The organism is Rahnella sp. ATs2 (genome assembly GCF_051851855.1).
Lineage (GTDB): Bacteria > Pseudomonadota > Gammaproteobacteria > Enterobacterales > Enterobacteriaceae > Rahnella > Rahnella variigena.
The window spans coordinates 62,121-85,042 of record NZ_JBLYPL010000009.1; the positions used below are offsets into that span (position 1 = coordinate 62,121).

The 22,922-nt window shown below is 53.3% G+C and carries 20 protein-coding genes; 13 read left to right on the forward strand and 7 right to left on the reverse strand.

Features of this window, described 5'->3' with window-relative positions; genetic code table 11:
- Positions 1 to 63 precede the first annotated feature (63 nt).
- Positions 64 to 2,133, forward strand: a complete 2,070-nt coding sequence (ppk1, locus tag ACJY2G_RS11320; RefSeq protein WP_112287571.1) for a polyphosphate kinase 1 — start codon at positions 64 to 66, stop codon at positions 2,131 to 2,133.
- 22 nt (positions 2,134 to 2,155) lie between these two features.
- Complete coding sequence (gene ppx, locus ACJY2G_RS11325) at positions 2,156 to 3,700, forward strand: exopolyphosphatase (RefSeq protein WP_430318922.1); 1,545 nt, start codon at positions 2,156 to 2,158, stop codon at positions 3,698 to 3,700.
- 82 nt (positions 3,701 to 3,782) lie between these two features.
- Here ppx and ACJY2G_RS11330 read toward each other — a convergent pair whose 3' ends face one another.
- On the reverse strand, positions 3,783 to 6,014 hold the full coding sequence (locus ACJY2G_RS11330; protein WP_120164066.1) for a sensor domain-containing phosphodiesterase: 2,232 nt from the start codon (positions 6,012 to 6,014) through the stop codon (positions 3,783 to 3,785).
- A gap of 503 nt (positions 6,015 to 6,517) precedes the next feature.
- On the opposite strand from ACJY2G_RS11330, the gene ACJY2G_RS11335 reads away from it, so the two are divergent.
- From ACJY2G_RS11335 to ACJY2G_RS11350, 4 genes are all read left to right on the forward strand, one after another.
- Positions 6,518 to 6,736 carry a YfgG family protein gene (locus ACJY2G_RS11335; RefSeq protein ID WP_112287568.1) on the forward strand — a complete coding sequence of 73 codons (219 nt, stop codon included), beginning with the start codon at positions 6,518 to 6,520 and terminating at the stop codon, positions 6,734 to 6,736.
- A gap of 9 nt (positions 6,737 to 6,745) precedes the next feature.
- Positions 6,746 to 8,185, forward strand: coding sequence for a magnesium transporter (mgtE, locus tag ACJY2G_RS11340; RefSeq protein WP_120164065.1), 1,440 nt, complete (start codon positions 6,746 to 6,748; stop codon positions 8,183 to 8,185).
- 146 nt (positions 8,186 to 8,331) lie between these two features.
- Positions 8,332 to 8,601, forward strand: coding sequence for a hypothetical protein (locus ACJY2G_RS11345; RefSeq protein ID WP_439291759.1), 270 nt, complete (start codon positions 8,332 to 8,334; stop codon positions 8,599 to 8,601).
- 9 nt (positions 8,602 to 8,610) lie between these two features.
- Positions 8,611 to 10,668: a PAS domain S-box protein gene (locus ACJY2G_RS11350; protein WP_439291773.1), complete on the forward strand. Its 2,058-nt coding sequence runs from the start codon at positions 8,611 to 8,613 to the stop codon at positions 10,666 to 10,668.
- Positions 10,669 to 10,678: 10 nt separating this feature from the next.
- Here the strand turns inward: ACJY2G_RS11350 and alkA are convergent, their stop codons facing one another.
- The gene (gene alkA, locus ACJY2G_RS11355; protein WP_430319105.1) at positions 10,679 to 11,542 is read right to left on the reverse strand and encodes a DNA-3-methyladenine glycosylase 2; all 864 of its coding nucleotides are present in this window, start codon (positions 11,540 to 11,542) and stop codon (positions 10,679 to 10,681) included.
- 137 nt (positions 11,543 to 11,679) lie between these two features.
- Entirely contained in the window at positions 11,680 to 13,071 is a 1,392-nt protein-coding gene (cysS, locus tag ACJY2G_RS11360) for a cysteine--tRNA ligase (RefSeq protein ID WP_279918234.1), read from the reverse strand.
- Positions 13,072 to 13,298: 227 nt separating this feature from the next.
- Between cysS and ppiB the strand changes: the two genes are divergently transcribed.
- Both ppiB and lpxH read left to right on the forward strand, forming a co-directional pair.
- Positions 13,299 to 13,793, forward strand: a complete 495-nt coding sequence (ppiB, locus tag ACJY2G_RS11365; protein ID WP_113876111.1) for a peptidylprolyl isomerase B — start codon at positions 13,299 to 13,301, stop codon at positions 13,791 to 13,793.
- 25 nt (positions 13,794 to 13,818) lie between these two features.
- Complete coding sequence (gene lpxH / locus ACJY2G_RS11370) at positions 13,819 to 14,541, forward strand: UDP-2,3-diacylglucosamine diphosphatase (protein WP_430318920.1); 723 nt, start codon at positions 13,819 to 13,821, stop codon at positions 14,539 to 14,541.
- A 110-nt stretch (positions 14,542 to 14,651) separates the two neighbouring features.
- On the opposite strand, the gene ACJY2G_RS11375 is transcribed toward lpxH, so the two are convergent.
- Together ACJY2G_RS11375 and ACJY2G_RS11380 are read right to left on the reverse strand one after the other, a co-directional pair.
- Positions 14,652 to 15,284, reverse strand: a complete 633-nt coding sequence (locus tag ACJY2G_RS11375) for a tRNA-(ms[2]io[6]A)-hydroxylase (protein ID WP_013576577.1) — start codon at positions 15,282 to 15,284, stop codon at positions 14,652 to 14,654.
- Positions 15,253 to 15,381 (reverse strand): hypothetical protein, encoded by a 129-nt coding sequence (locus ACJY2G_RS11380; protein ID WP_276320302.1) that lies wholly within the window; start codon positions 15,379 to 15,381, stop codon positions 15,253 to 15,255. Before ACJY2G_RS11380 ends, ACJY2G_RS11375 begins: the two co-directional genes overlap by 32 nt.
- 83 nt (positions 15,382 to 15,464) lie before the next feature.
- On the opposite strand from ACJY2G_RS11380, the gene purE reads away from it, so the two are divergent.
- Both purE and purK read left to right on the forward strand, forming a co-directional pair.
- Complete coding sequence (gene purE, locus ACJY2G_RS11385; RefSeq protein ID WP_120164060.1) at positions 15,465 to 15,974, forward strand: 5-(carboxyamino)imidazole ribonucleotide mutase; 510 nt, start codon at positions 15,465 to 15,467, stop codon at positions 15,972 to 15,974.
- On the forward strand, positions 15,971 to 17,035 hold the full coding sequence (gene purK, locus ACJY2G_RS11390) for a 5-(carboxyamino)imidazole ribonucleotide synthase (protein ID WP_120164059.1): 1,065 nt from the start codon (positions 15,971 to 15,973) through the stop codon (positions 17,033 to 17,035). Before purE ends, purK begins: the two co-directional genes overlap by 4 nt.
- 145 nt (positions 17,036 to 17,180) lie before the next feature.
- Here the strand turns inward: purK and ybbP are convergent, their stop codons facing one another.
- On the reverse strand, positions 17,181 to 19,613 hold the full coding sequence (gene ybbP / locus ACJY2G_RS11395) for a putative ABC transporter permease subunit YbbP (RefSeq protein WP_430318919.1): 2,433 nt from the start codon (positions 19,611 to 19,613) through the stop codon (positions 17,181 to 17,183).
- Positions 19,610 to 20,296, reverse strand: a complete 687-nt coding sequence (gene ybbA / locus ACJY2G_RS11400; RefSeq protein ID WP_112287557.1) for a putative ABC transporter ATP-binding protein YbbA — start codon at positions 20,294 to 20,296, stop codon at positions 19,610 to 19,612. The genes ybbP and ybbA overlap by 4 nt, the downstream gene beginning before the upstream one ends.
- On the opposite strand from ybbA, the gene tesA reads away from it, so the two are divergent.
- The 3 genes from tesA to ACJY2G_RS11415 all read left to right on the forward strand — a co-directional run bounded on the left by tesA (position 20,267) and on the right by ACJY2G_RS11415 (position 22,738).
- A complete protein-coding gene (gene tesA, locus ACJY2G_RS11405) occupies positions 20,267 to 20,896 on the forward strand; it encodes a multifunctional acyl-CoA thioesterase I/protease I/lysophospholipase L1 (RefSeq protein WP_430319104.1) in 630 nt (209 codons plus the stop codon). The genes ybbA and tesA overlap by 30 nt on opposite strands.
- A 120-nt stretch (positions 20,897 to 21,016) precedes the next feature.
- Complete coding sequence (locus tag ACJY2G_RS11410; protein WP_279918237.1) at positions 21,017 to 21,793, forward strand: SDR family oxidoreductase; 777 nt, start codon at positions 21,017 to 21,019, stop codon at positions 21,791 to 21,793.
- 87 nt (positions 21,794 to 21,880) lie between these two features.
- Positions 21,881 to 22,738, forward strand: a complete 858-nt coding sequence (locus ACJY2G_RS11415) for a co-chaperone YbbN (protein WP_112287555.1) — start codon at positions 21,881 to 21,883, stop codon at positions 22,736 to 22,738.
- Positions 22,739 to 22,922: the final 184 nt, after the last annotated feature.

Genomic DNA, 22,922 nt, shown 5'->3' on the forward strand with positions numbered 1-22,922 from the left:
GCGGTGTTTTCGGGCAAATTTGCCTGTATGGGCCAGGTTGCAAGCTAAATGAACGGAGTGAAAATGGGTCAGGAAAAGCTTTATATCGAGAAAGAACTAAGCTGGCTGTCCTTCAATGAGCGCGTGTTGCAGGAAGCGGCAGACAAAAGCAATCCTCTGATCGAACGGATGCGTTTTTTAGGGATCTACTCCAATAATCTGGATGAGTTCTATAAAGTCCGTTTTGCCGATTTAAAGCGACGGATCCTCATCAGTGAAGAACAAGGCTTTCTGGGTGCTTCCCGTCATTTACTGAAAAAAATTCAGGCGAAAGTTCTGCGTATTGATCAGGAATTTGACAGCCTTTACAACGATTTGCTGCTGGAAATGGCGCGTAATCAGATCTTCCTGATTAACGAACGGCAGGTTTCTGAGAATCAGCAAGCCTGGTTGCGTCAGTATTTCAAACATCATCTGCGCCAGCACATCACGCCCATTCTGATTAATCACGACACCAATCTGGTGCAGTTCCTCAAAGACGATTACACCTATCTGGCGGTCGAAATTATCCGTGGCGAAGAAATTCACTATGCGCTGCTGGAAATTCCTTCAGATAAAGTGCCGCGCTTCGTCAATCTGCCGCCGGAAGCTCCGCGCCGCCGCAAGCCAATGATCCTGCTTGATAACATTTTGCGTTATTGCCTGGACGATATTTTCAAAGGCTTCTTTGATTACGACGCGCTGAATGCCTATTCGATGAAAATGACCCGTGATGCCGAATACGATCTGGTCACGGAAATGGAATCGAGCCTGCTGGAACTGATGTCATCGAGCCTGAAACAGCGTCTGACTGCCGAGCCGGTGCGTTTTGTTTATCAGCGCGATATGCCCGATGAAATGGTCGAATTACTGCGCGGCAAGTTGGGTATCTCGAACTATGATTCCGTGATCGCCGGTGGCCGTTACCATAACTTCAAAGATTTCATCAGTTTCCCGAATGTCGGTAAAGCCAATCTGGTCAACCGCCCTCTGCCACGCCTGCGCCATTTATGGTTCGATAAATTCCGCAACGGCTTTGCGGCGATCCGCGAGCAGGATGTGCTGCTGTATTATCCGTATCATACGTTTGAACACGTGCTGGAGCTGCTGCGCCAGGCGTCGTTCGATCCGAACGTTTTATCCATAAAAATTAATATTTACCGCGTTGCGAAAGATTCACGCATCATCGAATCGATGATCCACGCGGCGCACAACGGTAAGAAAGTGACCGTCGTCGTCGAACTTCAGGCGCGCTTTGATGAAGAAGCCAACATTCACTGGGCGAAACGTCTGACAGAAGCCGGTGTACACGTTATTTTCTCTGCGCCGGGCCTGAAAATTCACGCAAAACTCTTTCTTATTTCCCGCCGCGAAGGCGATGAAATTGTCCGCTATGCTCATATTGGGACCGGTAACTTTAACGAGAAAACCGCCCGCCTTTATACCGACTATTCGCTGCTCACCGCGGATGCGCGCATCACCAACGAAGTCCGCCGGGTGTTTAACTTTATTGAGAACCCTTACCGTCCGGTCTCTTTCGAACATCTGATGGTGTCGCCGCAAAACTCGCGCGACATGTTGTATCGCCTGATCGACAAAGAAATTGCCAATGTACAGGCTGGCGGCACAGGCGGTATTACGCTGAAAATCAATAATCTGGTGGATAAAGGACTGATCGACCGCCTGTACGTCGCGTCTAACGTCGGGGTGAAAATCCGTTTACTTATCCGCGGTATGTGTTCGCTGGTCCCTAATTTACCGGGCTTTAGCGAAAACATTCAGGTGACCAGTATTATTGACCGCTATCTTGAGCACGACCGTGTTTATGTCTTTGAAAATGGTGGCGATACCAAAGTATTCCTGTCTTCTGCTGACTGGATGACCCGTAATATCGATTACCGAATTGAGGTAGCTGTCGCCCTGCTCGATCCACGCCTTAAACAGCGCGTTCTGGATATTCTCGAACTGCTGTTTAGTGACACGGTAAAAGCCAGAGTGATTGATAAAGAACTGAGCAACCGGTATGTTCCACGCGGAAATCGTCGCAAAGTGCGTGCGCAGCTGGCGATTTACGAATATCTGAAAGATCTGGAACAACAAAGTCAGCAAGCCTGAATCTCTGGAGCGCTACACAACTATGCCCCTTAAAAACAGCCCAATGAACGCCAAGCCACAGGAAATTGCGGCTATCGATCTCGGATCGAACAGTTTCCATATGGTCATCGCGCGCGTGGTTAACGGCGCGATGCAGGTCTTAGGTCGCCTGAAACAACGCGTTCATCTGGCCGATGGTCTCGACAATAAAAGTGTGCTCAGTGAAGAAGCCATGCAACGTGGGCTGGATTGCCTGGCTTTATTTGCAGAACGTCTGCAAGGTTTTCCGGACAGCAACGTCACCATCGTCGGCACGCATACCCTGCGTCAGGCGGTGAACGCCGAGGAGTTCCTCAGGCGTGCGAAAGAAGTGATCCCCTACCCGATTGAAATTATTTCCGGACAGGAAGAAGCCCGTCTGATTTTTATGGGTGTTGAACACACGCAGCCGGAAAAAGGTCGCAAGCTGGTCATCGACATCGGGGGCGGTTCTACGGAACTGGTCATCGGCGAAGATTTCGAACCTTTGCTGGCAGAAAGCCGCCGTATGGGCTGTGTCAGTTTTGCGCAGATGTTTTTCCCGGAAGGCGAAATCAGTCGCAGCAACTTCAAACGCGCGCAACTCGCTGCCGCACAGAAGCTGGAAACACTGGCCTGGCAGTACCGTCTGCAAGGCTGGCAGTATGCGCTGGGCGCGTCCGGCAGTATCAAAGCGGCTTACGAAGTGCTGGTCGCAATGGGGGAGAAAGACGGACTGATCACCCCTGAACGTCTCGAAATGTTGACCGAAGCGGTGCTGGATTTCAAAAAATTCAGTGATCTGGATTTACCGGGCTTATCAGAAGACCGTCAGTCAGTGTTTGTGCCGGGACTGGCGATTTTGCGTGGCGTATTTGATGCGCTGGCTGTCAAAGAACTGCGTCTTTCAGACGGCGCGCTGCGTGAAGGTGTGCTGTATGAGATGGAGGGTCGTTTCCGTCATCAGGACATCCGCACGCGTACCGCAAAAAGTCTGGCCGACCATTACAATATCGACCGGGAACAGGCACGCCGCGTGCTGGAAACCACCGAGCAGCTATACAGCCAGTGGTTAGCGCAAAATACCAAACTGGTGCAGCCACAGCTGGAATCACTGCTGAAATTCAGCGCCATGCTGCATGAAGTGGGTCTGAGCATTAACCACTCCGGAATGCATCGCCACTCTTCTTATATCCTGCAAAATACTAATTTGCCGGGCTTTAATCAGGAACAGCAAACGCTGCTGGCGACGCTGGTACGTTTCCATCGTAAAGCCATCAAGCTGGAAGAATTGCCACGCCTGAATCTGTTTAAGAAGAAACACTACATTCCTCTTATTCAGCTGTTGCGTCTTGGCGCATTACTCAATAACCAGCGCCAGTCCACAACCACGCCGGAATCCCTGCGGTTATCTACCGATGATAATCACTGGACGCTGCGTTTCCCGGCCGGATATCTGGCGCAGAACAACCTGGTTCAGCTGGATTTTGAAAAAGAACAAAGCTACTGGGATGACGTCACGGGCTGGAAACTGATGCTCGAAGAAGAAGACGGCGCAGCGGAAGACTAATTCGTTTGTCGCTATAAAAAAGCCCTCCGGCACAACGTGCTCAGAGGGCTTTTTATTTTCTATGCCCCAATCACCCGCGAAATCAGGTAGCAGGGAAATCGAGCAATGTGGCCAGTGGCTCCGGTTTACCCACCAGATATCCCTGCATGTAATCGACGCCCAGCGCATGGAGCGCGGCTTTCTGTTCTTCCGTCTCCACATACTCCGCCACAATAGACAGATGCTTCATACGTGCGACCTGGCAGATAGATTGCACAATGTAAGCATCCAGTGAATCGGTGAGCATATTGCGCACAAAACTGCCGTCAATTTTCAGGATGTCGGCTTGAATAGCTTTCAGACGTCCGTAACTGGCGTAACCGGTGCCGAAATCGTCTATTGCAATCCGGCAGCCATAAGCACGCAGTTCCCGCATCGCGAAGTCGGCATATTTCATATTCTGCAAAAGATGCGATTCGGTGACTTCCAGTACGATCTGGAACGGCTCAATTTCATATTCCAGCATCAGCGATTTAAAATCGCGGGTAAACGTCGGACGACATAACGTCGATGGCGTGAAATTCACGGCAAAACGCAGGCTCGGCAGACGTACACGGTTCTGATTAATAAACATCAGCGCATGCCGGAGTACCCACATATCCATCTGATAAGACAGCCCGAATTCGTGAACCACCGGCAGGAATTTATCCGGCGTGATCAGGGTATCCTGCGAACCATCAAACATGCGCAGCAGGATTTCGTAATAGCTGTCGCCGCGAACACCCAGTATCGGCTGAGCCATCAGCACAAAACGGTCGTCATCTAACGCACGCTGAATTTTGTGCAGCATGTCGACTTTGTCTCTGATCTCCAGCTGAACCTGACTGTGGTCGCTTTTATTCGACTCAGGCTGACCGGTGGTCAGTGAAACTTCTGCAATACCACTGAGTTCACCCAGCAAAATAGGCAGATGCTCGACTGGCGAATATACCGTGCAGTACGACAAACCAATGTTGGGATGCAACGGCAACCCGTTCCAGAGCAGGCGGAAATCCTCGAGATAATCATGCAGCCCCTGCAATTTCATATCTGCATCTTCACAGTTCAGGCGCAGAACCAGATCATAGCCGGGTAAGTGATACACACGCTCGCCGGACTGAAGGAAAGGTTTGAGCCCGACCGCCAGTTGCTGTTTGAACTGGATCCGCAGCTGCATCCCGTAGTTACGGCTGAGAACGTCCATATCCGACACGCGGATGAAACAAAGCATGGAACGCGGATGGCGGGCTAAATCGCGGTTAAAGGCACGCAGATTAGGCAAACCAAACACCGGATCCAGCAAGGCGGCTGATCTGAATTTTTTCATCAGCAGTCGCTGGCGCGAAGAAAGCGCCGACATCAGCAACAGCGTAATGGTGTAAACCAGCATCAGTGCTGAGACAAAGACCAGATTATGAACAAAGCCGGTTTCTGAGATAAACCCCTGATAATTGTAGAATAATACAGTGAGCGTAATACTCCATACGATACTGATGAAGTAATAGCCATAGCGTAACGCCCCGAACAGCATCACAGGGAAAAGCAGCGTCAGGGTGTAGTCACTCAGCAAAATTTTTGTGAACGGCTCGCTTATACTGGGCACGCTGAGCAGCGTGACCATGGTGGCCATGACCAGAAACCAGACCACCATTTCGGTGGTTTTCACGCCCGGCGCCCGTTGCTTACGCAACATCATCCGCAACACGCGCCAGTAACGGGGCTGACGAATCATGCGGATCACCAGGTAAATGACGTGCGAATTGAGCAAAATGCCGATGATCATCGCCTGCAAATTGATGAGTGTCCGCAACGTCACAAAATCAGCCGTGACCAGCCCCAGATAACCCGGCAGCAACCCGCTTTCCACCACAATCTGCAGTACGGTCATGAAGAAGACTGTGAGGAACACCAGCAACCAGCCGACACGCATCCACGCCAGATTCATCAGACCTAATGGCGCCGACCAGCGATTTCCGGCCTGCCAGCGGTATCCGAGCCAGGCCAGAAAAAGAGAGGTGAAATAAATAACCGTCAGCAACGTCGCCATTTCTGCGCCGACCCTGAAATAATAACGCAGGAACAACGTCAGGACGATCCCGGGTAATGCAGCCCAGTCAAATACCATCAGCAGCGCAACACACGTCGCCAACGGCATATAAATCAGATAGGTGCGACCTTCAGGCAAGAATATGATCGGAGAAAGCCATGAGGTAACGGGGATCAAGACCAGCGCGCAAATGATGGGAAGTCCCCACCATTTATGGCGAATCTCATGCCAGGAAAAAATTTTACGCATTCAGTCCATCTAAGTTTTGCGCATGAACTTCATGCCGCGGTGAGTGATTCATCGTGTAACGGACGCCAGACAAGCTGGCTGACAACCGCAGTTGCAGACGTCGTCTAAAATTATCGTAGTAAAAACGTCACTTCACACAAAATAACTGAAGAAAAAAGAATACAGCGGAGGTCAGAGTACAACGCTTCAAAATAAGACTGAATTCTAATGTTACTTATCTTAAATCCCTTGATGCAGATCATTAAACACAATCTTTGTGTTTTAACGTAAAAATCATCTTAAACAAATTCATCGCGTGACTAACAAAATGGTTTTTATATCCAGTGATATAGAATAATCCCAGGAAAAAGGAAAATTACTCGTTTACAAAAATGGACGTTACGGAAATTCGCCTTTATTTGATTATCTGGCTGCTCGTTTAGATGTGTTATATATTGTAAACGTTATCATTTGCAGCTCTTCATCCTTCCACCGGAGCAACGATTTACTTAAGCGATAAAATTATGTCTCGAAAAACCAACATCACAATGACGAAAATCGTTTTATCGATCAGCTTCATTATTTTGTTAGGACGTCTGGTCTATTCCGGTATCGGCGCGTATTCCCATCATCAGAACCAAAAACAACAGCAAACAGATGGGCAAACTGTCGCACCTCAGGAACCGACTTCCGACAAAACTTGTACCGGCACACTCAAAACCTGCCGCTACCATAAGGACTAAGGATCCCGAATGTCTGCCGAAAAACCAAAAAGTTACGGTCAAAAACTCGCCGAGAGTCGTGGCCGGATCCTCGATCTCCTGCTTAACACCGATGATCTTGCTGACAGCATTCTCGGTGAAGAAATTGACGTTGATGATGCCACCCGCGCCAGGCTGATGGATTACACCGCGGAGCTGAGCTCGCGGGTGCAGAAACTCCATGCCGCTGACGTGGCGGATGTGCTGGAAGCGTTACCCATTCACGAACGCCTTGCGTTGTGGCGGTTGGTTGAACCCGCTGCCCGCGGTAAGGCGCTGGTCGAAGTCTCTGAAACCGTCTGGGACAGTCTCATTGAGGAAATGAGCGACAAGGATCTGCTGAAAACCATGTCTCTGCTGGATGTGGATGATCAGGTCTATCTGGCCGAATATCTGCCGCGTGACCTGACGGGCCGCGTGCTTACCTCACTGGATCCGCGTCAGCGCGATAAAGTGCGCGAGGTGATGAAATTCAATAAAGAGTGCGTCGGCAGGATCATGGACTTCGAGCTGCTGACGGTTCGCCCTGATGTTTCTCTCGGCACCGTGCAGCGCTTTCTGCGCCTGAATAAAGCTATCCCGGAAGCGTCCGATAAGCTGTTTATCACTGACCGTAAAAACACGTTATTAGGCGAACTGCCACTGACGGCGATTTTGCTGAACCCGCCGCATACGCTGGTTTCAGACGTCATGGTCACCGATCTCACCAGTTTTGAGCCGGAAGATAAAGCCGAAGACGCCGCCAGTGCGTTCGAACGTTATGACCTGATCACCGCGCCGGTGGTGGACAAAAAAGGCAAGCTGATGGGACGTCTGACGGTGGAAGAAATCGTCGATTTCGTCAATAACGACACCGACAGCAATTTACGCCGCATGGGGGGGCTGAGCCCGGAAGAGGATGTCTTTTCACCGGTCACTAAAGCGGTGCGTAACCGCTGGGCGTGGCTGGCGATCAATCTGTGTACGGCCTTCGTTGCGTCGCGCGTGATCGGTTTGTTTGAACATACGATTTCACAACTGGTGGCGCTGGCTGCCCTGATGCCAATTGTTGCCGGCATCGGCGGGAATACAGGCAATCAAACCATCACCATGATTGTCCGCGGACTGGCCCTGCACCATGTCCAGCTCGGTAACCTGAAGTTCCTGATGTTCAGGGAACTGGGCGTCGCGCTGATTAACGGCCTCGTCTGGGGCGGACTGATGGGCGTGGTGACCTGGCTGCTGTACAGCGACTGGGAAATGGGCGCCGTAATGACGCTGGCGATGGTGCTGAACCTGCTGCTGGCAGCGCTGATGGGCGTGGTTATTCCGCTGACCATGGTGCGTCTGGGGCGCGACCCTGCGGTCGGTTCCAGCGTGATGATAACCGCCCTGACAGATACCGGCGGATTCTTTATCTTCCTCGGCCTCGCCACCATTTTTCTGCTCTGACCCTCTTATTCCGGCCATCCGGCCGGAATATTCGTCAACTATTCCAACGTAACGTAAAATTTATATTAATAATTAGTCACGCTTTTCCGATACTGATAACGATACTGATAGTACGTGTCATTGTTTGTGCTCATGGTGACGCCTGAGTGATAAAAAATACAAAAACGACCATCACTACAACTGTTCTGGATCCAAACACCAGTCAGAAAAAGGTTTTCACCGTGGAAAAAAGCAAACCACCCTCGATCACGATAAGCCGGGCGAACTGGACATCTCACGTACTGTTAGGCATTTCTGTCTGCCTGCTGGCGCTCGCCTGTATGAGCGTGATCCAGAAATCGTCCAGCCTTGCAGGCTTGTGGCTGCCAACAGCGCTGATGATCCCGGTTCTGTTTCGCCATCGCTACCGCGACTGACTGCCATTACTGTGTGCCAGCGCATTGGGCATTGCAGCGGCACATTCCGTTCTGGGCACGCCTTTCCTGCGCTATCTGCCTTATCTGCTTAACAATCTTTTTGAAGCTGCATTTTGCGCGGCATTGTTGCGGCGATTGTTGCCGGAGCAGGATCCCCTTACCGGCCTCGGTTACTGGGTCAGATTCCTGATGGTTGCAGTCATTTTCTGTCCGCTGGTCAGCGCCTTGATCATGATCCTGTTTATCCTGAACATTCAATCGCCGGTGGAATTGCAAAGTCGTTTTGCCACCTGGTTCATGTCTGAAGCTGTCGCAATCCTGGCGCTTACCCCGCTCGGGCTGGTTTATCAGCGCGGTTATTTCAGGAAAAACCTGACTTCCGGGCGTTTTTTCGGATTGCTTCTGACGCTCATCATCACGCTGGCGGCAGGTTTTCTGGCGCTCAAATGGCTGCCTTATACCTTCGCTTTTATCACCATTCCGCTGTTGTGGTGCGCCATCCGTTTACCCCGCATTGAAGCGTTCATTATTTTCCTGTCGATGACGCTGATGATCGCTTTGCTGCACACCAGCGGCATTGTTTCCGTGCAGCCGCATACCGTCGTGCAAATTCCTCAGGGGCTGATTTTCCTGCCACTGCTGCTGATCCTGACTCCAGCAAACGCCATGGCGATGGCAATGCACGCCCTGCGCGCGGAGAAATCGCATATCACGCAAAGTGAAAATCGTTTTCGCAACGCGATGGAATACTCGGCAATCGGCATGGCGCTGGTATCCCCGCAAGGCAGGCTGCTGCAGGTCAATAAATCGCTGTGTAATCTGCTGGGGTATGAAGCGGAATATCTCACCACGCTGACCTTCCAGGAAATTACTTATCAGGAGGATTTGGGCAAGGATCTGGCGATGCTGGAGCAACTGCTTAACGATGAAATCCAGACCTACACCATGGAAAAACGTTACCTGTGTCGTAACGGAGAAGTGATTTGGGCTTTACTCGCCGTGTCGCTGGTGCGCGATGAAGAACACAATCCGCTGTATTTCATTTCTCAGATTGAAGATATCAACGAGCTCAAACATACCGAAATGACCAATAAGCGTCTTTCGGAAGCGCTGCATGAAGAGAAAGAACTCATGCACATCACCCTCAATTCCATCAACGAGGCGGTGATTTCCACCGACCGGAATATGAATATCACGTTCATGAATCCGGTAGCGGAGAAAATGACCGGATGGACCGAGGAACAGGCGCAGGGCCAGCCGGTGAACCGCATTGTACTCATCAGCAAAGGGCAGGATGGTCCGCTAATCGACAATCTGCTGCACTTTGATATCAACGAAAATCTTCACTCTTCCGTTGAGCGTTCGCTGGTGTTGCACGGCCATCATACCGGTCTGTTTGATGTCCAGCTGGCGGTGTCTCCGCTGCGTACGTTAAAAGATGAACCGATCGGCATCGTGCTGGTATTGCAGGACGTCAGCAGATCGCGCGAACTGATGCGCAGGCTGAGCTACAGCGCGTCCCACGATTTACTGACCGGATTGTCGAACCGTGGCAGTTTCGAATCCAGCCTGAAAAAAGCACTGAATCTGATAGCCACTGCGCATCAGTCGCACTGTCTGGCGTTTATCGATCTGGATCATTTCAAAGCGATTAATGACACGGCCGGGCATGCCGCAGGTGACGAACTGTTACGTCAGATCAGTACGCTGATGCAGGAACACATCCGTAACAGTGACCGCCTCGCGCGGCTGGGCGGTGATGAGTTTGCGCTGATCTTATTTGATTGTCCGGTGGAACAGGGTTTGAACACCCTCTCGAAACTGGTGAGTGAAATCAATCAGTTCGAATTTATCTGGGAAGACAAAATTTACCGCATCGGTGCCAGCGCCGGCTTAACGAAGATGACTGACCCCACCGTCAGCGGCAGCGAATACATGGCACAGGCGGATAAGGCCTGTTATACCGCGAAAAATAACGGACGGGGACGGGTTTTCCGCTATGAGCCGCAACAAAAAACCGCCAGCGTTCATACCGACGACAGCATTTTCCCGCCTGAAAAACCTTAGCCGACACGGATTAAGGCATATCCGGTTGCCAGTCGTTATTAAACCATAAATGCAGCGTGGCGTAGGTACGCCACGGTTTCCACACTTCGGCATAGCGGGCAATTTTCCCCGGCGTCATGCCCGGAAAACGCTGTTTAATCAGATAATCACCGCCAAGAAAAACATCCGGCGCAGACCACGCCCGCATCGCCACATAACTGGCCGTCCAGCTGCCAATTCCCGGCATACCCAGCAGTAACCGCACACCTTCCTGCACATCGGTAATGTCATCGAGCGGCAACCGCCCTTCTTCCACTGCCTGCGCAATATTGATCAGACAGGCTGCGCGTTTGGCCTGCACGCCGATACCGCGTAAATCATCGACCGTTAATTTCGCCATCGCCGCCGGAGACGGAAACAAATGTGTCAGCGCCGCGAACGGCGTGCTCACCGGCTCGCCCCATTTTTCGGTCAGCCGGGTTGCCAGCGTCGCGGCCATTTTCACACTGACCAGTTGCCCGAGAATGGCCCTGACCGTCAGCTCAAAACGGTTGATGCAGCCCGGCAGACGTAATCCCACGGCGTTTTCAGCCAGCGGACCTAAACCCTCAGCGATAAGTAATGGCTGCGCATCGAGATCAAGTAAACGCCGCACCTGCTTTGCCACGCTATCCGTCACCGGCTCAAGCGACGGCGAAATCTCAAGTTCGACGCTGTTAATGTCCGCCAAAGGCCGCAGCCGCAACCAGCCGGTCAGCCGCACGCCGTTGTGTATTACCGCCAGCGTCCGCTGATAATAGTCGCCGTCCTGCTGCTCGATGCCCTGCAACGCACGCGCACCGAGAAACGCCGTCATCCACTGCCAGTCATACGGAGGCTGATACGTCAGAAGCATTTGGGTCACAGGATGATCCTTATAAAAAAGCCTCCCGGAAGGAGGCTATATGTCTCGCATCTCCAAAATAACTGGAGTTGCAGCAAGGCGGCAAGTGAACGAATCCAACGCTGCTGCGGCTTCAGGTATGAAGGAGATTATTTACGACGCCAGGTGGTGCCGTTCGCGCCGTCTTCTAACACGATGCCCATTTCATTCAGACGATCGCGCGCTTTATCCGCCATACCCCAGTCTTTGCTGGCGCGGGCATCGTTACGCTGTTTGATCAACGCTTCGATTTCAGCAACTTCATCGTCGTTATCCGCCTGCGCTCCGGATTTCAGGAACTGCTCCGGATCCTGCTCCAGCAAGCCCAGCACGCCCGCCAGCTGACGCAGTTCTGCTGCCAGACCGTTGGCCGCCGCCATATCTTCCGCTTTCAGGCGGTTGATGTCGCGCGCCATATCGAACAGCACGGAATAGGCTTCCGGCGTGTTGAAATCGTCGTCCATTGCCGCACGGAAACGCGCCACGAAAGCCTCACCACCGGCTGGCGTTGCACTAACGTCCGTGCCGCGCAGCGCGGTATACAGACGTTCCATCGACGTACGTGCCAGTTTCAGGTTCTCTTCGCTGTAGTTCAGCTGGCTGCGGTAATGGCCAGACATCAGGAAGTAACGCACGCTTTCGGCGTCGTAATATTTCAGCACATCGCGCACGGTAAAGAAGTTATCCAGTGACTTGGACATCTTTTCGCGGTCGATCATCACCATGCCGGAGTGCATCCAGGTGTTGACGTACGGGCCGTCGTGCGCGCAGCTGGACTGAGCAATTTCGTTTTCGTGGTGCGGGAACATCAGGTCAGAACCGCCGCCGTGGATATCGAAATGCGCGCCAAGCTGTTTGCAGTTCATAGCAGAACATTCGATATGCCAGCCAGGACGACCTTCGCCCCACGGTGACGTCCAGCTCGGTTCACCCGGCTTGGACATTTTCCACAGCACGAAGTCCATCGGATTGCGTTTCACATTGGCTTCAACTTCAACGCGTGCGCCTGCCTGCAACTGATCCAGATCCTGACGGGATAACACGCCGTAATCAGGATCGCTCTCCACCCAGAACATCACGTCGCCGTTCGATGCCACATACGCGTGGTCACGGTCGATCAGCTTCTGCACGATATCGATGATTTCGTGAATGTGCCCGGTGGCACGTGGCTCAGAATCCGGCGGCAAAATGTTCAGTGCAGCAAAATCCGCGTGCATTTCGGCGATCATACGATCGGTCAATGCCATAAAGGTTTCGCCATTCTCCGCGGCACGTTTAATGATTTTGTCGTCGATATCGGTAATGTTACGCACGTATTTCAGGTCATAACCGACGTAACGCAGGTAACGCGACACCACGTCGAAAGAGACAAAGGTGCGGCCGTGGCCGATATGACACAGGTCGTAAACAGTGATCCCACACACGTACATCCCGACTTTACCGGCATGAATTGGCTTGAATTCCTCTTTTTGGCGACTCAGGGTATTAAAAATCTTCAGCATCAGGCTATTCCGTGTGTTGGGCGTAGAAAATGACGTTGGCGCATTTAAGCGACACTAACGGCCATAATATAACGAAAATGATTTCACCGAAACGGCATAAGGCCGCCGGACGGGCTTTAGTGGTCATAAAGGCGCTGCTGACGGCAACTTTTGAGTTATGGTATAAGAAAAGGCTATAGTAGCCGCTCTGACACAGAGCACACATCAACATTAGCAGGATGATAATTATGGTCACTTTCCACACCAACCACGGCGACATCGTCATTAAAACTTTCGCTGACAAAGCGCCAGCCACGGTTGAAAACTTCCTGAACTATTGCCGTAAAGGCTTCTACGACAACACAATTTTCCACCGTGTGATTAACGGCTTCATGATCCAGGGCGGCGGTTTTGAGCCAGGCATGAACCAGAAAAACACCGATGCACCTATCGATAACGAAGCAGACAACGGCCTGAAAAACACCAAAGGCACGCTGGCGATGGCGCGTACCAACGATCCACATTCTGCTACCGCACAGTTCTTCATCAACGTAACTGACAACGACTTCCTGAACCACAGCGGCAAAAACGCACAGGGTTGGGGTTACTGCGTATTCGCAGAAGTGGTTGAAGGTCAGGACGTGGTTGACGCGATCAAAGCCGTCAAAACGGGCCGCAGCGGTATGCACCAGGACGTTCCAAAAGAAGATGTTGTGATCAAAAGCGTGACAGTCAGCGAATAACCGACGTTTTTAAGAACACGTCGGCATGACCACGTTTTTTATCGCAGATATCCATCTTTGCGCACAGGAACCGGCAATCACTGCCGGTTTCCTTCGTTTTCTACGTGAAGATGCGCCACAGGCCGATGCTCTGTACATTCTCGGCGACCTTTTCGAAGCCTGGATTGGCGACGACGATCCGCAGCCGCTTCACGCAGAAATCTCCGCCGCACTGAATCATTTGCACCAGCAAGGCGTGCCCTGCTTCTTTATTCACGGCAACCGCGATTTTCTGCTCGGCAGACGTTTCGCCCGCGACAGCCTGATGACGTTGCTGCCGGAGAAAAAAGTGCTCGAGCTGTATGGCCGTCGCATCCTGATCCTGCACGGCGACACGCTGTGTACCGACGATGTCGCGTATCAAAACTTCCGCAAAAAAGTCCACAATCCGTTTATCCAGAAACTTTTCCTGATGCTGCCACTGAAATGGCGACTGGGTATTGCTGCCAGAATGCGCGCTAACAGTAAGGCGTCGAATCAGGGTAAATCACTGGAGATTATGGATGTGAACCCGCAGGCGGTGGTCAGCGAAATGCAGATGGCTGGCGTCGAGTGGATGATCCACGGTCACACCCATCGCCCGGCGATCCACGATGTGCCGCTGGAAAACAAAACCGGCCACCGCGTGGTACTCGGCGCATGGCATGAAGAAGGTTCGATGGTGAAAGTCACTGCCGATAACGTCGAGCTGATCAGCTTCCCGTTGTAGTCACCTCAACGTTACCCGAAATAATTTGAGTTGCTGGAAGGCGACAAGCTCATGAATCCCCGGGAGCTTAGCTGACTAAGTGACCGGGGTGAATGAGCGCAGTCAACGCATCAGCAGCCCGAAGTATGAAGGGTAACGGGTACGCCTGAATGGAAGCGGAACTGTTCGTCTGGTGTAAGAATTAATTCCGCTTCAATCCTGCCAAACTCCTCTACCCGCTCACTGATATCCGTTCCGGCATATTGCTCTGCCAGCGCCAGATAATCGGCAAAATGGCGTGATTCAGATCGCAGCAGCGAAGTGTAAAAACGCGACAAGGTTTCATCGAGATGCGGCGCTATTTTGGCAAAACGCTCACAGGAGCGCGCTTCGATATAAGCGCCGATAATCAGCCGGTCGACCAGAATGTTCAGGTCATCGTGATGGCGGGTATGTTTAATCATGCCGCTTGCGTAGCGCGACGGTGAAAGCTGGGTGTAGGTGATATTGCGTTTTTGCATGATTTCCACCACTTGTTCAAAGTGATGAAGCTCTTCACGCGCCAGACGCGCCGCACAAAATAGCAGTTCGGTGCGATCCAGATATTTCGTCATCAGGCTCATCGCCGTCGCCGCCGCTTTCTTTTCACAGTTAGCGTGGTCAATCAGCATGACCGTCTGATTTTCCAGCGCCACATCCACCCACAGAGCGGGTGTTTCACAGTGAAGAAAATCATAAATCGGTGCCAGTAAAGCCTGCGTCATAAATCAGTTTCCACTCAAGTTTGTCTTTAATATATTGGTTTGGATTATACAAATCTGCCGCCAACTTCTCATCAAAAATGCGCCGTTTTCCGGCCACGCAACCGTTTTCCTCCCTCACGGAGCGTGTTATCATTTGCGCCCTCGCAGTTTCTATTTCCGAATCACAGGAGCTTTAAAGACATGTCATCCAACGTTACCCCGGCAAAAATCGCCATCGTTATGGGGTCTAAAAGTGACTGGGCGACCATGCAGTTCGCCGCCGAAGTTCTCACAACGCTGAATATTCCTTTCCATGTCGATATCGTCTCCGCTCACCGCACACCGGATAAATTGTTCACTTTCGCTGAGCAGGCTTCCGCCAATGGCTTTGATGTGATCATCGCGGGTGCCGGTGGCGCAGCGCATTTACCAGGCATGCTGGCGGCAAAAACGCTGGTGCCGGTGCTCGGTGTTCCGGTTCAGAGTGCAGCCCTGAGTGGCATCGACAGTCTGTATTCCATTGTACAAATGCCACGTGGTATTCCGGTCGGTACGCTGGCGATCGGAAAAGCCGGTGCCGCTAACGCAGCATTGCTGGCCGCACAAATTCTGGCGCTGCACGATACTGAGATTGCTAAAAATCTGGCGGCATGGCGCACCGCGCAAACTGACGACGTGCTGAATAATCCCGATCCGCGGGAGGAAGCATGAAGCCGGTTTGCGTCCTTGGAAACGGTCAGTTAGGCCGGATGCTGCGTCAGGCGGGTGAACCGCTGGGCATCGCCGTGTATCCCGTCGGACTGGATGCCGAACCGGAAGCCGTGCCATATCAGCAAAGCGTGATCACCGCTGAAATCGAACGCTGGCCGGAAACTGCACTGACCCGCGAACTGGCAACGCACAACGCGTTTGTTAACCGCGAGATTTTCCCACGTCTGGCTGACCGCCTGACGCAAAAACAGTTGCTCGACCAGCTCGGCCTGGCAACTGCGCCGTGGCAGTTGCTGGCTGATGCCGCCGAATGGCCGCAGGTCTTCTCTCAGCTTGGCGAACTGGCGATTGTTAAACGTCGCGTCGGCGGGTACGACGGCCGTGGTCAGTGGCGCTTACGTTCTGGCGAAGAAAAAACTCTGCCGCAGGATTGCTACGGCGAATGCATCGTTGAGCAGGGCATCAATTTTTCCGGCGAAGTTTCGCTGGTGGGCGCACGCGGTCACGACGGCAACACTGTGTTTTATCCGCTGACCCACAACCTGCATCAGGACGGCATTTTGCGCACCAGCGTCGCATTGCCGCAGCCGGACGCAGCCCTGCAACAGCAGGCAGAAAGCATGCTGTCAGCCATTCTCAACGAACTGAATTATGTCGGCGTGATGGCGATGGAATGTTTCGTGGTCAGCGAAGGTTTGCTGATCAATGAGCTGGCTCCGCGCGTTCATAACAGCGGTCACTGGACGCAAAACGGCGCGTCCTACAGCCAGTTTGAGATGCATTTGCGCGCCATCCTTGGTCTGCCGCTGCCGAAACCGGTCGTCAGTACGCCGTCGGTGATGGTGAATCTGATTGGCACGGATGTGTCAGAAGAGTGGCTGAGCCTGCCGCTGGTCAATCTGCACTGGTACGAGAAAGACGTACGTCCGGGTCGTAAAGTCGGACACCTGAATCTCAACGACGCCAGCGCCAGCCTGCTGAAAGACACTCTCAACGCACTGGTCCCGATGCTGCCGGCAGAATACGCCAGCGGCATTGAATGGGCAGTTGAAAAGCTTTGATTTGATCGGCTTCCTCCCCTGCGAAGGGGAGGGTTGGGGTGGGGTATTAAGGTCAAAATCTCATAGTTAAAGTGTGCTTTGACAAACAGTTAGCCATTAAAACCCCCTCCCTGCCTCCCCCTTCGCAGGGGGAGGCGTTTAGAAACTACGCGTCGTATTGCCGGAATAATGCCCGCCCCCGCAACAACCGCACCCCCAGCCAGCCACCGCAGACGGACAACAACACCGCGCTAACCACCGGCACCGCAATCCACATCAGGTAATTCGGTTCCCACGGGAAATCGAACACTTTGCGTTGCAGCAGCCACAGTGCGGCTTCCGCGCCAATCGCGGCAGCGATACCCGCCACCAGACCAAGCACGGCAAACTCACACCACAGCGTCCGGTGCAGCATTTTTTTGCTGGCCCCCAGCGTGCGGTAAACGATCAGCTCCTGACGGCGCTGACGCATGCCGACCTGAATCTGTGCGAGTAATAACAATCCACCGCACAGCATCACCAGCAGAACCATCACTTCCAGCGCCCTGCTCACCTGCTGTAAGACCTGACCGACCTGCCGCAGGATAGAACCAATATCCAGCAAACTCAGTGTCGGGAACTGGCGGTTTAGCTGCGTAATGGTGCTGACATGCCCGTGATAACGGAAACTGGTCAGCCAGCTTTGCGGCTGAGCGTCCAGCGCTCCCGGCGGGAAGATGAAGTAGAAATTCGGCTTCAGGCTGTCCCAGTCCACTTTCCGCAGGCTGGTAATTTTGGCGCTGAATTCCTGCGTATCGCCGCTAAACGTCACGGTATCGCCAGGCTTCAGCCCCAGACGCCCCGCCAGCCCTTCGTCAATCGACACTTCACCGGCTTTCGGTGGCCCGTTGCCCGCGACTAGCGGATTATGATCCGGCAGCCCTTCCATCCAGGTCAGATTCAGCTCACGGTTCACCGCTTCGCCGCCCGCATCGTCCGGTTTGATGATATCCGTGGCAACCTTGTCGTTAATCTTCGTCAGGCGAACCCGCACAATCGGATAGAAGGTTTCCGGCTCCGCTTTATGCTGATGCAGGAAATCCTTCACCTGCGGAATTTGCTCTTTGGTGATATTAAGCAGGAAGTAATTCGGGCTGTCCGGCGGCAGCTGTTGCTCCCAGCGATCCAGCAAATCTCCGCGCATCACCAGCAGCAAGGCCAGCAACATAAATGACATCGAGAACGCCGCCAGCTGACTGAGTGTCACCCACGGCTGGCGCAGCAAACGATTAACGGCCAGACGCAGCGGTAACTGACGAAACGTCAGCTTGCGTAGCAGCAACAGCGCGCCCCAGCCAATCACACCGAGCAGCAGCGAAAGTACCAGCACGCCCGCCAGCAGTGACCAGAGCAGCGAACTGCCGCCCATCAGCGCCGCCAGCAGACCGACGACCACCAGCACCATCACCGGCAGGAAATACCGCAGCGGCCAGACATTCGCCACCACGTCATTGCGCAGCACACGCAGCGGCTGAGTGGCCAGTAACTGGCGATACGGACGGATACCGATCAGCAGCGAGATCACCACCATCGCGCCCATCGACCACACCCACGGCCAGCCACCGGCAGGCGGTAAAGCGGCAGGCAGAACCGGCGCCAGCACTTTCATCAGCACGGCTTCGAACACCAGGCCGACCACGCTGCCGCAAATTCCCGCCAGCACCAGCACCGCCAGCCACTGACCGATGATCAGTTTTTGTAGCGCCTTTTTCCCGGCTCCCAGCGTTTTCAGCACCGCAACCAGATCGTAACGGCTGCGGCAGTAATGCCCCATCGACACGGCAATGGCAGCAATCGACAGCATCAGCGTCAGCAGCGCCGACAATGTGAGGAATTGTTGTGAACGTTGTAATGATTTGCCCAGCGCGCCTTCGGAATCTTCCATGCCGCTCCAGCGCTGATCGGGCTTGAGCAGGCCTTTTATCGCCTCGCCGTAAGTCTGAATAGCCTGCGGAGAACCGGCAAACATATAACGATAAGTCAGTCGACTGCCCGGCTGAATGGCACCGGTTTTCGGTACGTCATCCAGATTCATGATCACGCGGGGCGCGGTCTGAAACGGGTTAAACCCCGAATCTGGTTCCTGAACAATCACTCCGGCAATTTTCAGCGTGGTATCGCCGACGTCCAGATTGTCACCGACTTTCACGTTCAGCAGCGCCAGTAAACGTGGCGCAACCAGCACGGTTCCCGGCTCAGGTTTCAGCCCTGCCGGTTCGGTTTGTAACGCGCCATAAAGCGGATACGCCAGATCGGTGGCTTTGACGGCCGCCAGCTGCGGCGTTTCACCGGCAAAGGTCATGGTCATAAACGAGAGCTGACGGCTGACTTTCAGCCCCTGTGACTGCGCATCCTGTAGCCAGGCTTCGGTAATCGGATGCGCGGAACGCAACACGCGATCGCCCGCAATAAACTCGCGGCTTTGCTGACTCAGCCCTTTGTCCATGCGGTCGCTGATGCTGCCGAGCGCCAGCACACAGGCGACCGCCAGCGTCAGCGCCAGCCAGACAATCAGCAGCGAAGGCGATCGCCATTCCCGCCAGAACCAGCGCCAGATCATGCTTCCTCCCACAATTTCCCGTCGCGCAGACGTAAGCGCCGCTGGCAACGCGCCGCCAGCTGTTCATCATGCGTGACCAGGATAAGCGTGGTCGCCGCGTCGCGGTTCAGTGAGAACAACAAGTCAACGATACGTTCGCCGGTTGCGCGATCCAGATTGCCGGTCGGCTCATCGGCAAACAGCAGTTTAGGTTTACCGATGAATGCCCGCGCCAGCGCCACACGCTGCTGTTCGCCACCGGAAAGCTGCGCCGGAAGATGATGCAGACGCCCGCCCAGCCCGAGACTTTCCAGCAACTGCACCGCCTGCTGACGGCTGCTGCTGTCGCTTTCGCCACGCAACAGCGCAGGAAGTTGCACGTTTTCCAGCGCGTTGAGCGTCGGCACCAGCATGAACGACTGGAACACAAAGCCGACATTTTTTGCCCGCAACGCTGCGCGCCCTTCCTCATTAAGTTCGCCAAGGGATTTGCCCAGCAACTTCACGTCGCCGCTGGTGCCATCATCCAGCCCGGCAAGAATGCCGAGCAGGGTGGATTTACCGGAACCGGATTCGCCAATCAGGGCAATTGTCTGGGCAGGTTTGACAACCAGCTCCACACCGGACAGGATGGTGAGCTGACCTTCACCCTGACCGACGTGCTTACTTAAATGATGAACTTCAAGAACATTTTCCGCTGGCATCTCCCCTTCCTTATGTTGTTAGGATTATTGAGTTTTCGCGCCGTTGCTGCTGATAACTTGCTGATTATTGGCGACAGTTTGAGTGCTGTCTATCGCCTTCCGGTAGCCGAATCGTGGCCGACATTACTGAATAATAAATGGCAAAAAGAAGGTGGCAAGCCCACCATTATTAACGCCAGCATCAGCGGTGATACCGCTGAACAAGGGCTGGCGCGTTTGCAAACGTTGCTGGAACAACACCATCCGCGCTGGGTGTTGATTGAGCTGGGCGCTAACGACGGATTGCGCGGTTTCCCGCCGCAAACCATTTCGCAAACGCTGACGCAGATTATCAGTCAGATCAAACAGGCCAATGCCCAACCGCTGCTGATGCAAATCCGCCTGCCGCCTAATTATGGCCGTCGCTACGGTGATGCGTTCTACGCTATTTATCCGGCGCTGGCGAAGCAGGAAAATATCCCGCTGGTGCCGTTCTTTATGGAACAGGTCGCCGTTAAACCTGAATGGATGCAGGACGACGGTTTGCATCCGGCGCTGGCAGCACAGTCGTTTATTGCCGGCTGGATGTCAGAAAAACTCACACCGCTGCTGACGCATTAAGTTTAAAATACGACGAATAAAATAATACCGGGACGTGAGTAAAACCAAGACGTTACCTTTTCATCCGACTCCCTAGTAAATCACAGTCATAAAAAATAGGGACATCCCACAGGTAAAGTTATGCAAAAAGCTGTATTAATCACCGGTTGTTCAAGCGGTATCGGGCTGGTCGCCGCACAGGATTTACGCGCTCGTGGCTACCGGGTACTGGCGGCATGCCGCAAAACGCAAGATATCGACACGCTGCAACAAATGGGTTTTGAAACTGTTCAGCTCGATCTTGATGACAAACAGAGTGTGGAACGCGCCGCCGCCGAGGTCATCGCGCTGACGGGAAACCGTCTGTACGGCCTGTTTAATAACGCGGGTTACGGCGTTTACGGGCCACTTAACAGCATCAGCCGTGAACAGTTCGAGCAACAATTTTCTACCAATCTGTTTGGCACGCATCAGCTGACGCAGCTTTTGCTGCCGGCCATGTTGCCGCACGGCGAAGGACGCATTATCCAGACCAGTTCGGTGATGGGGCTGATTACCACGCCGCGTCGTGGCGTTTATGCCGCCAGTAAATTTGCGCTGGAAGCCTGGTCCGACACGCTGCGTATGGAGCTGCACGGCACGGGAATTCAGGTCAGCCTGATTGAACCCGGCCCGCTGAGCAGTAATTTCACCGCCAACGTCAGTCAGTCACAAGCCGATCAGCCGGTAGAAAATCCGGGCATTGCACGACGTTTTACGCTCAAGCCGGAGGCAGTTTTACCCAAACTACACCATGCTTTAGAAAACCCGCGCGCGCGTTTTCGTTATCCGGTCACGCTGGTCGCCCACGCACTGACGGTGCTGAAACGCCTGTTGCCAGCCCGTTTGCTGGACAAAATATTACGCGGAAACAGCTAAGTAAAAACGATAAGGGGTTGAAGCGGCACGAGTCGCCCCCATTTCCTTTTTAATGCTTTTAACGCCTTAGTCAGAGAGACAGAATTCATGCTTGCACAACCTACAGTAATCGATATCAACGAATCCAACCTGCACCAGACGCTGGAACAATCCATGTCTGTGCCGGTGATGTTCTATTTCTGGTCTGAACGCAGCCAGCACTGCCTGCAACTGGGGCCGATTCTCGACAAACTGGCTGTGGAATACGCCGGTCAGCTGATCCTGGCAAAAGTGGATTGCGATGCCGAGCAGATGATTGCTCAGCAGTTTGGTCTGCGTTCTATCCCTGCCGTGTACCTGTTTAAAGACGGTCAGCCTGTCGATGGTTTCCAGGGGCCGCAGCCCGAAGAAGTGATACGCGAACTGCTGCAAAAAGTGTTGCCGAAAGAAGAAGAACTGAAACTCGCTCAGGCGCAGGAAATGCTGCAGGCGGGCAATGTGGCGGAAGCCCTGCCGCTGCTGAAAGATGCCTGGCAGCTGAGCAATTACCGCAGTGATATCGGCTTGCTGCTGGCGGAAACGCAAATTCATCTGAACCGCACCGATGATGCCGAAGCCGTGCTGGCGACCATTCCGTTACAGGATAAAGATTCCCGTTATCAGGGGCTGATCGCGCAAATCGAGTTGCTGAAACAGGCCGCCGACACGCCGGAAATTCAGCTCCTCCAACAGGAATTACAGCAGGATCCTGAGAACGCTGAACTCATCGTCAAACTCAGCCTGCAATTGCATCAGGTCGGGCGCAACGAAGAAGCGCTGGAACTGCTGATGGCGCCGCTGAAAAAAGATTTAGGCGCAGCGAACGGTGCTGCGCGTAAAACGCTGATGGATATCATGGCCGCTCTCGGTACCGGCGATGCGCTGGCTGCCAAATATCGCCGCCAGCTATATTCTCTGCTGTATTAATTCATACTGCCCGGCTGTAAAATATCAGACGCACGTCACTGAACAGGACGTGCGTTTTTTTTGTGCTTTCCTCCGCCTTTTATCCCCTGAACTATCCTTTATTAATACGATGTAACGGTTATTTGTGCGACAATTGAGCACACACTTTGCCGGTCGGCCAGTGTGCCAGGGACATGTTTTTACT

Coding starts and splice junctions, on each gene's coding strand:
- ppk1 (WP_112287571.1), top strand. CDS start 64: ATGGGTCAGGAAAAGCTTTATATCGAGAAAGAACTAAGCTGGCTGTCC.
- ppx (WP_430318922.1), top strand. CDS start 2,156: ATGCCCCTTAAAAACAGCCCAATGAACGCCAAGCCACAGGAAATTGCG.
- ACJY2G_RS11330 (WP_120164066.1), bottom strand. CDS start 6,014: ATGCGTAAAATTTTTTCCTGGCATGAGATTCGCCATAAATGGTGGGGA.
- ACJY2G_RS11335 (WP_112287568.1), top strand. CDS start 6,518: ATGTCTCGAAAAACCAACATCACAATGACGAAAATCGTTTTATCGATC.
- mgtE (WP_120164065.1), top strand. CDS start 6,746: ATGTCTGCCGAAAAACCAAAAAGTTACGGTCAAAAACTCGCCGAGAGT.
- alkA (WP_430319105.1), bottom strand. CDS start 11,542: ATGCTTCTGACGTATCAGCCTCCGTATGACTGGCAGTGGATGACGGCG.
- cysS (WP_279918234.1), bottom strand. CDS start 13,071: ATGCTGAAGATTTTTAATACCCTGAGTCGCCAAAAAGAGGAATTCAAG.
- ppiB (WP_113876111.1), top strand. CDS start 13,299: ATGGTCACTTTCCACACCAACCACGGCGACATCGTCATTAAAACTTTC.
- lpxH (WP_430318920.1), top strand. CDS start 13,819: ATGACCACGTTTTTTATCGCAGATATCCATCTTTGCGCACAGGAACCG.
- ACJY2G_RS11375 (WP_013576577.1), bottom strand. CDS start 15,284: ATGACGCAGGCTTTACTGGCACCGATTTATGATTTTCTTCACTGTGAA.
- purE (WP_120164060.1), top strand. CDS start 15,465: ATGTCATCCAACGTTACCCCGGCAAAAATCGCCATCGTTATGGGGTCT.
- purK (WP_120164059.1), top strand. CDS start 15,971: ATGAAGCCGGTTTGCGTCCTTGGAAACGGTCAGTTAGGCCGGATGCTG.
- ybbP (WP_430318919.1), bottom strand. CDS start 19,613: ATGATCTGGCGCTGGTTCTGGCGGGAATGGCGATCGCCTTCGCTGCTG.
- tesA (WP_430319104.1), top strand. CDS start 20,267: ATGAACTTCAAGAACATTTTCCGCTGGCATCTCCCCTTCCTTATGTTG.
- ybbA (WP_112287557.1), bottom strand. CDS start 20,296: ATGCCAGCGGAAAATGTTCTTGAAGTTCATCATTTAAGTAAGCACGTC.
- ACJY2G_RS11410 (WP_279918237.1), top strand. CDS start 21,017: ATGCAAAAAGCTGTATTAATCACCGGTTGTTCAAGCGGTATCGGGCTG.
- ACJY2G_RS11415 (WP_112287555.1), top strand. CDS start 21,881: ATGCTTGCACAACCTACAGTAATCGATATCAACGAATCCAACCTGCAC.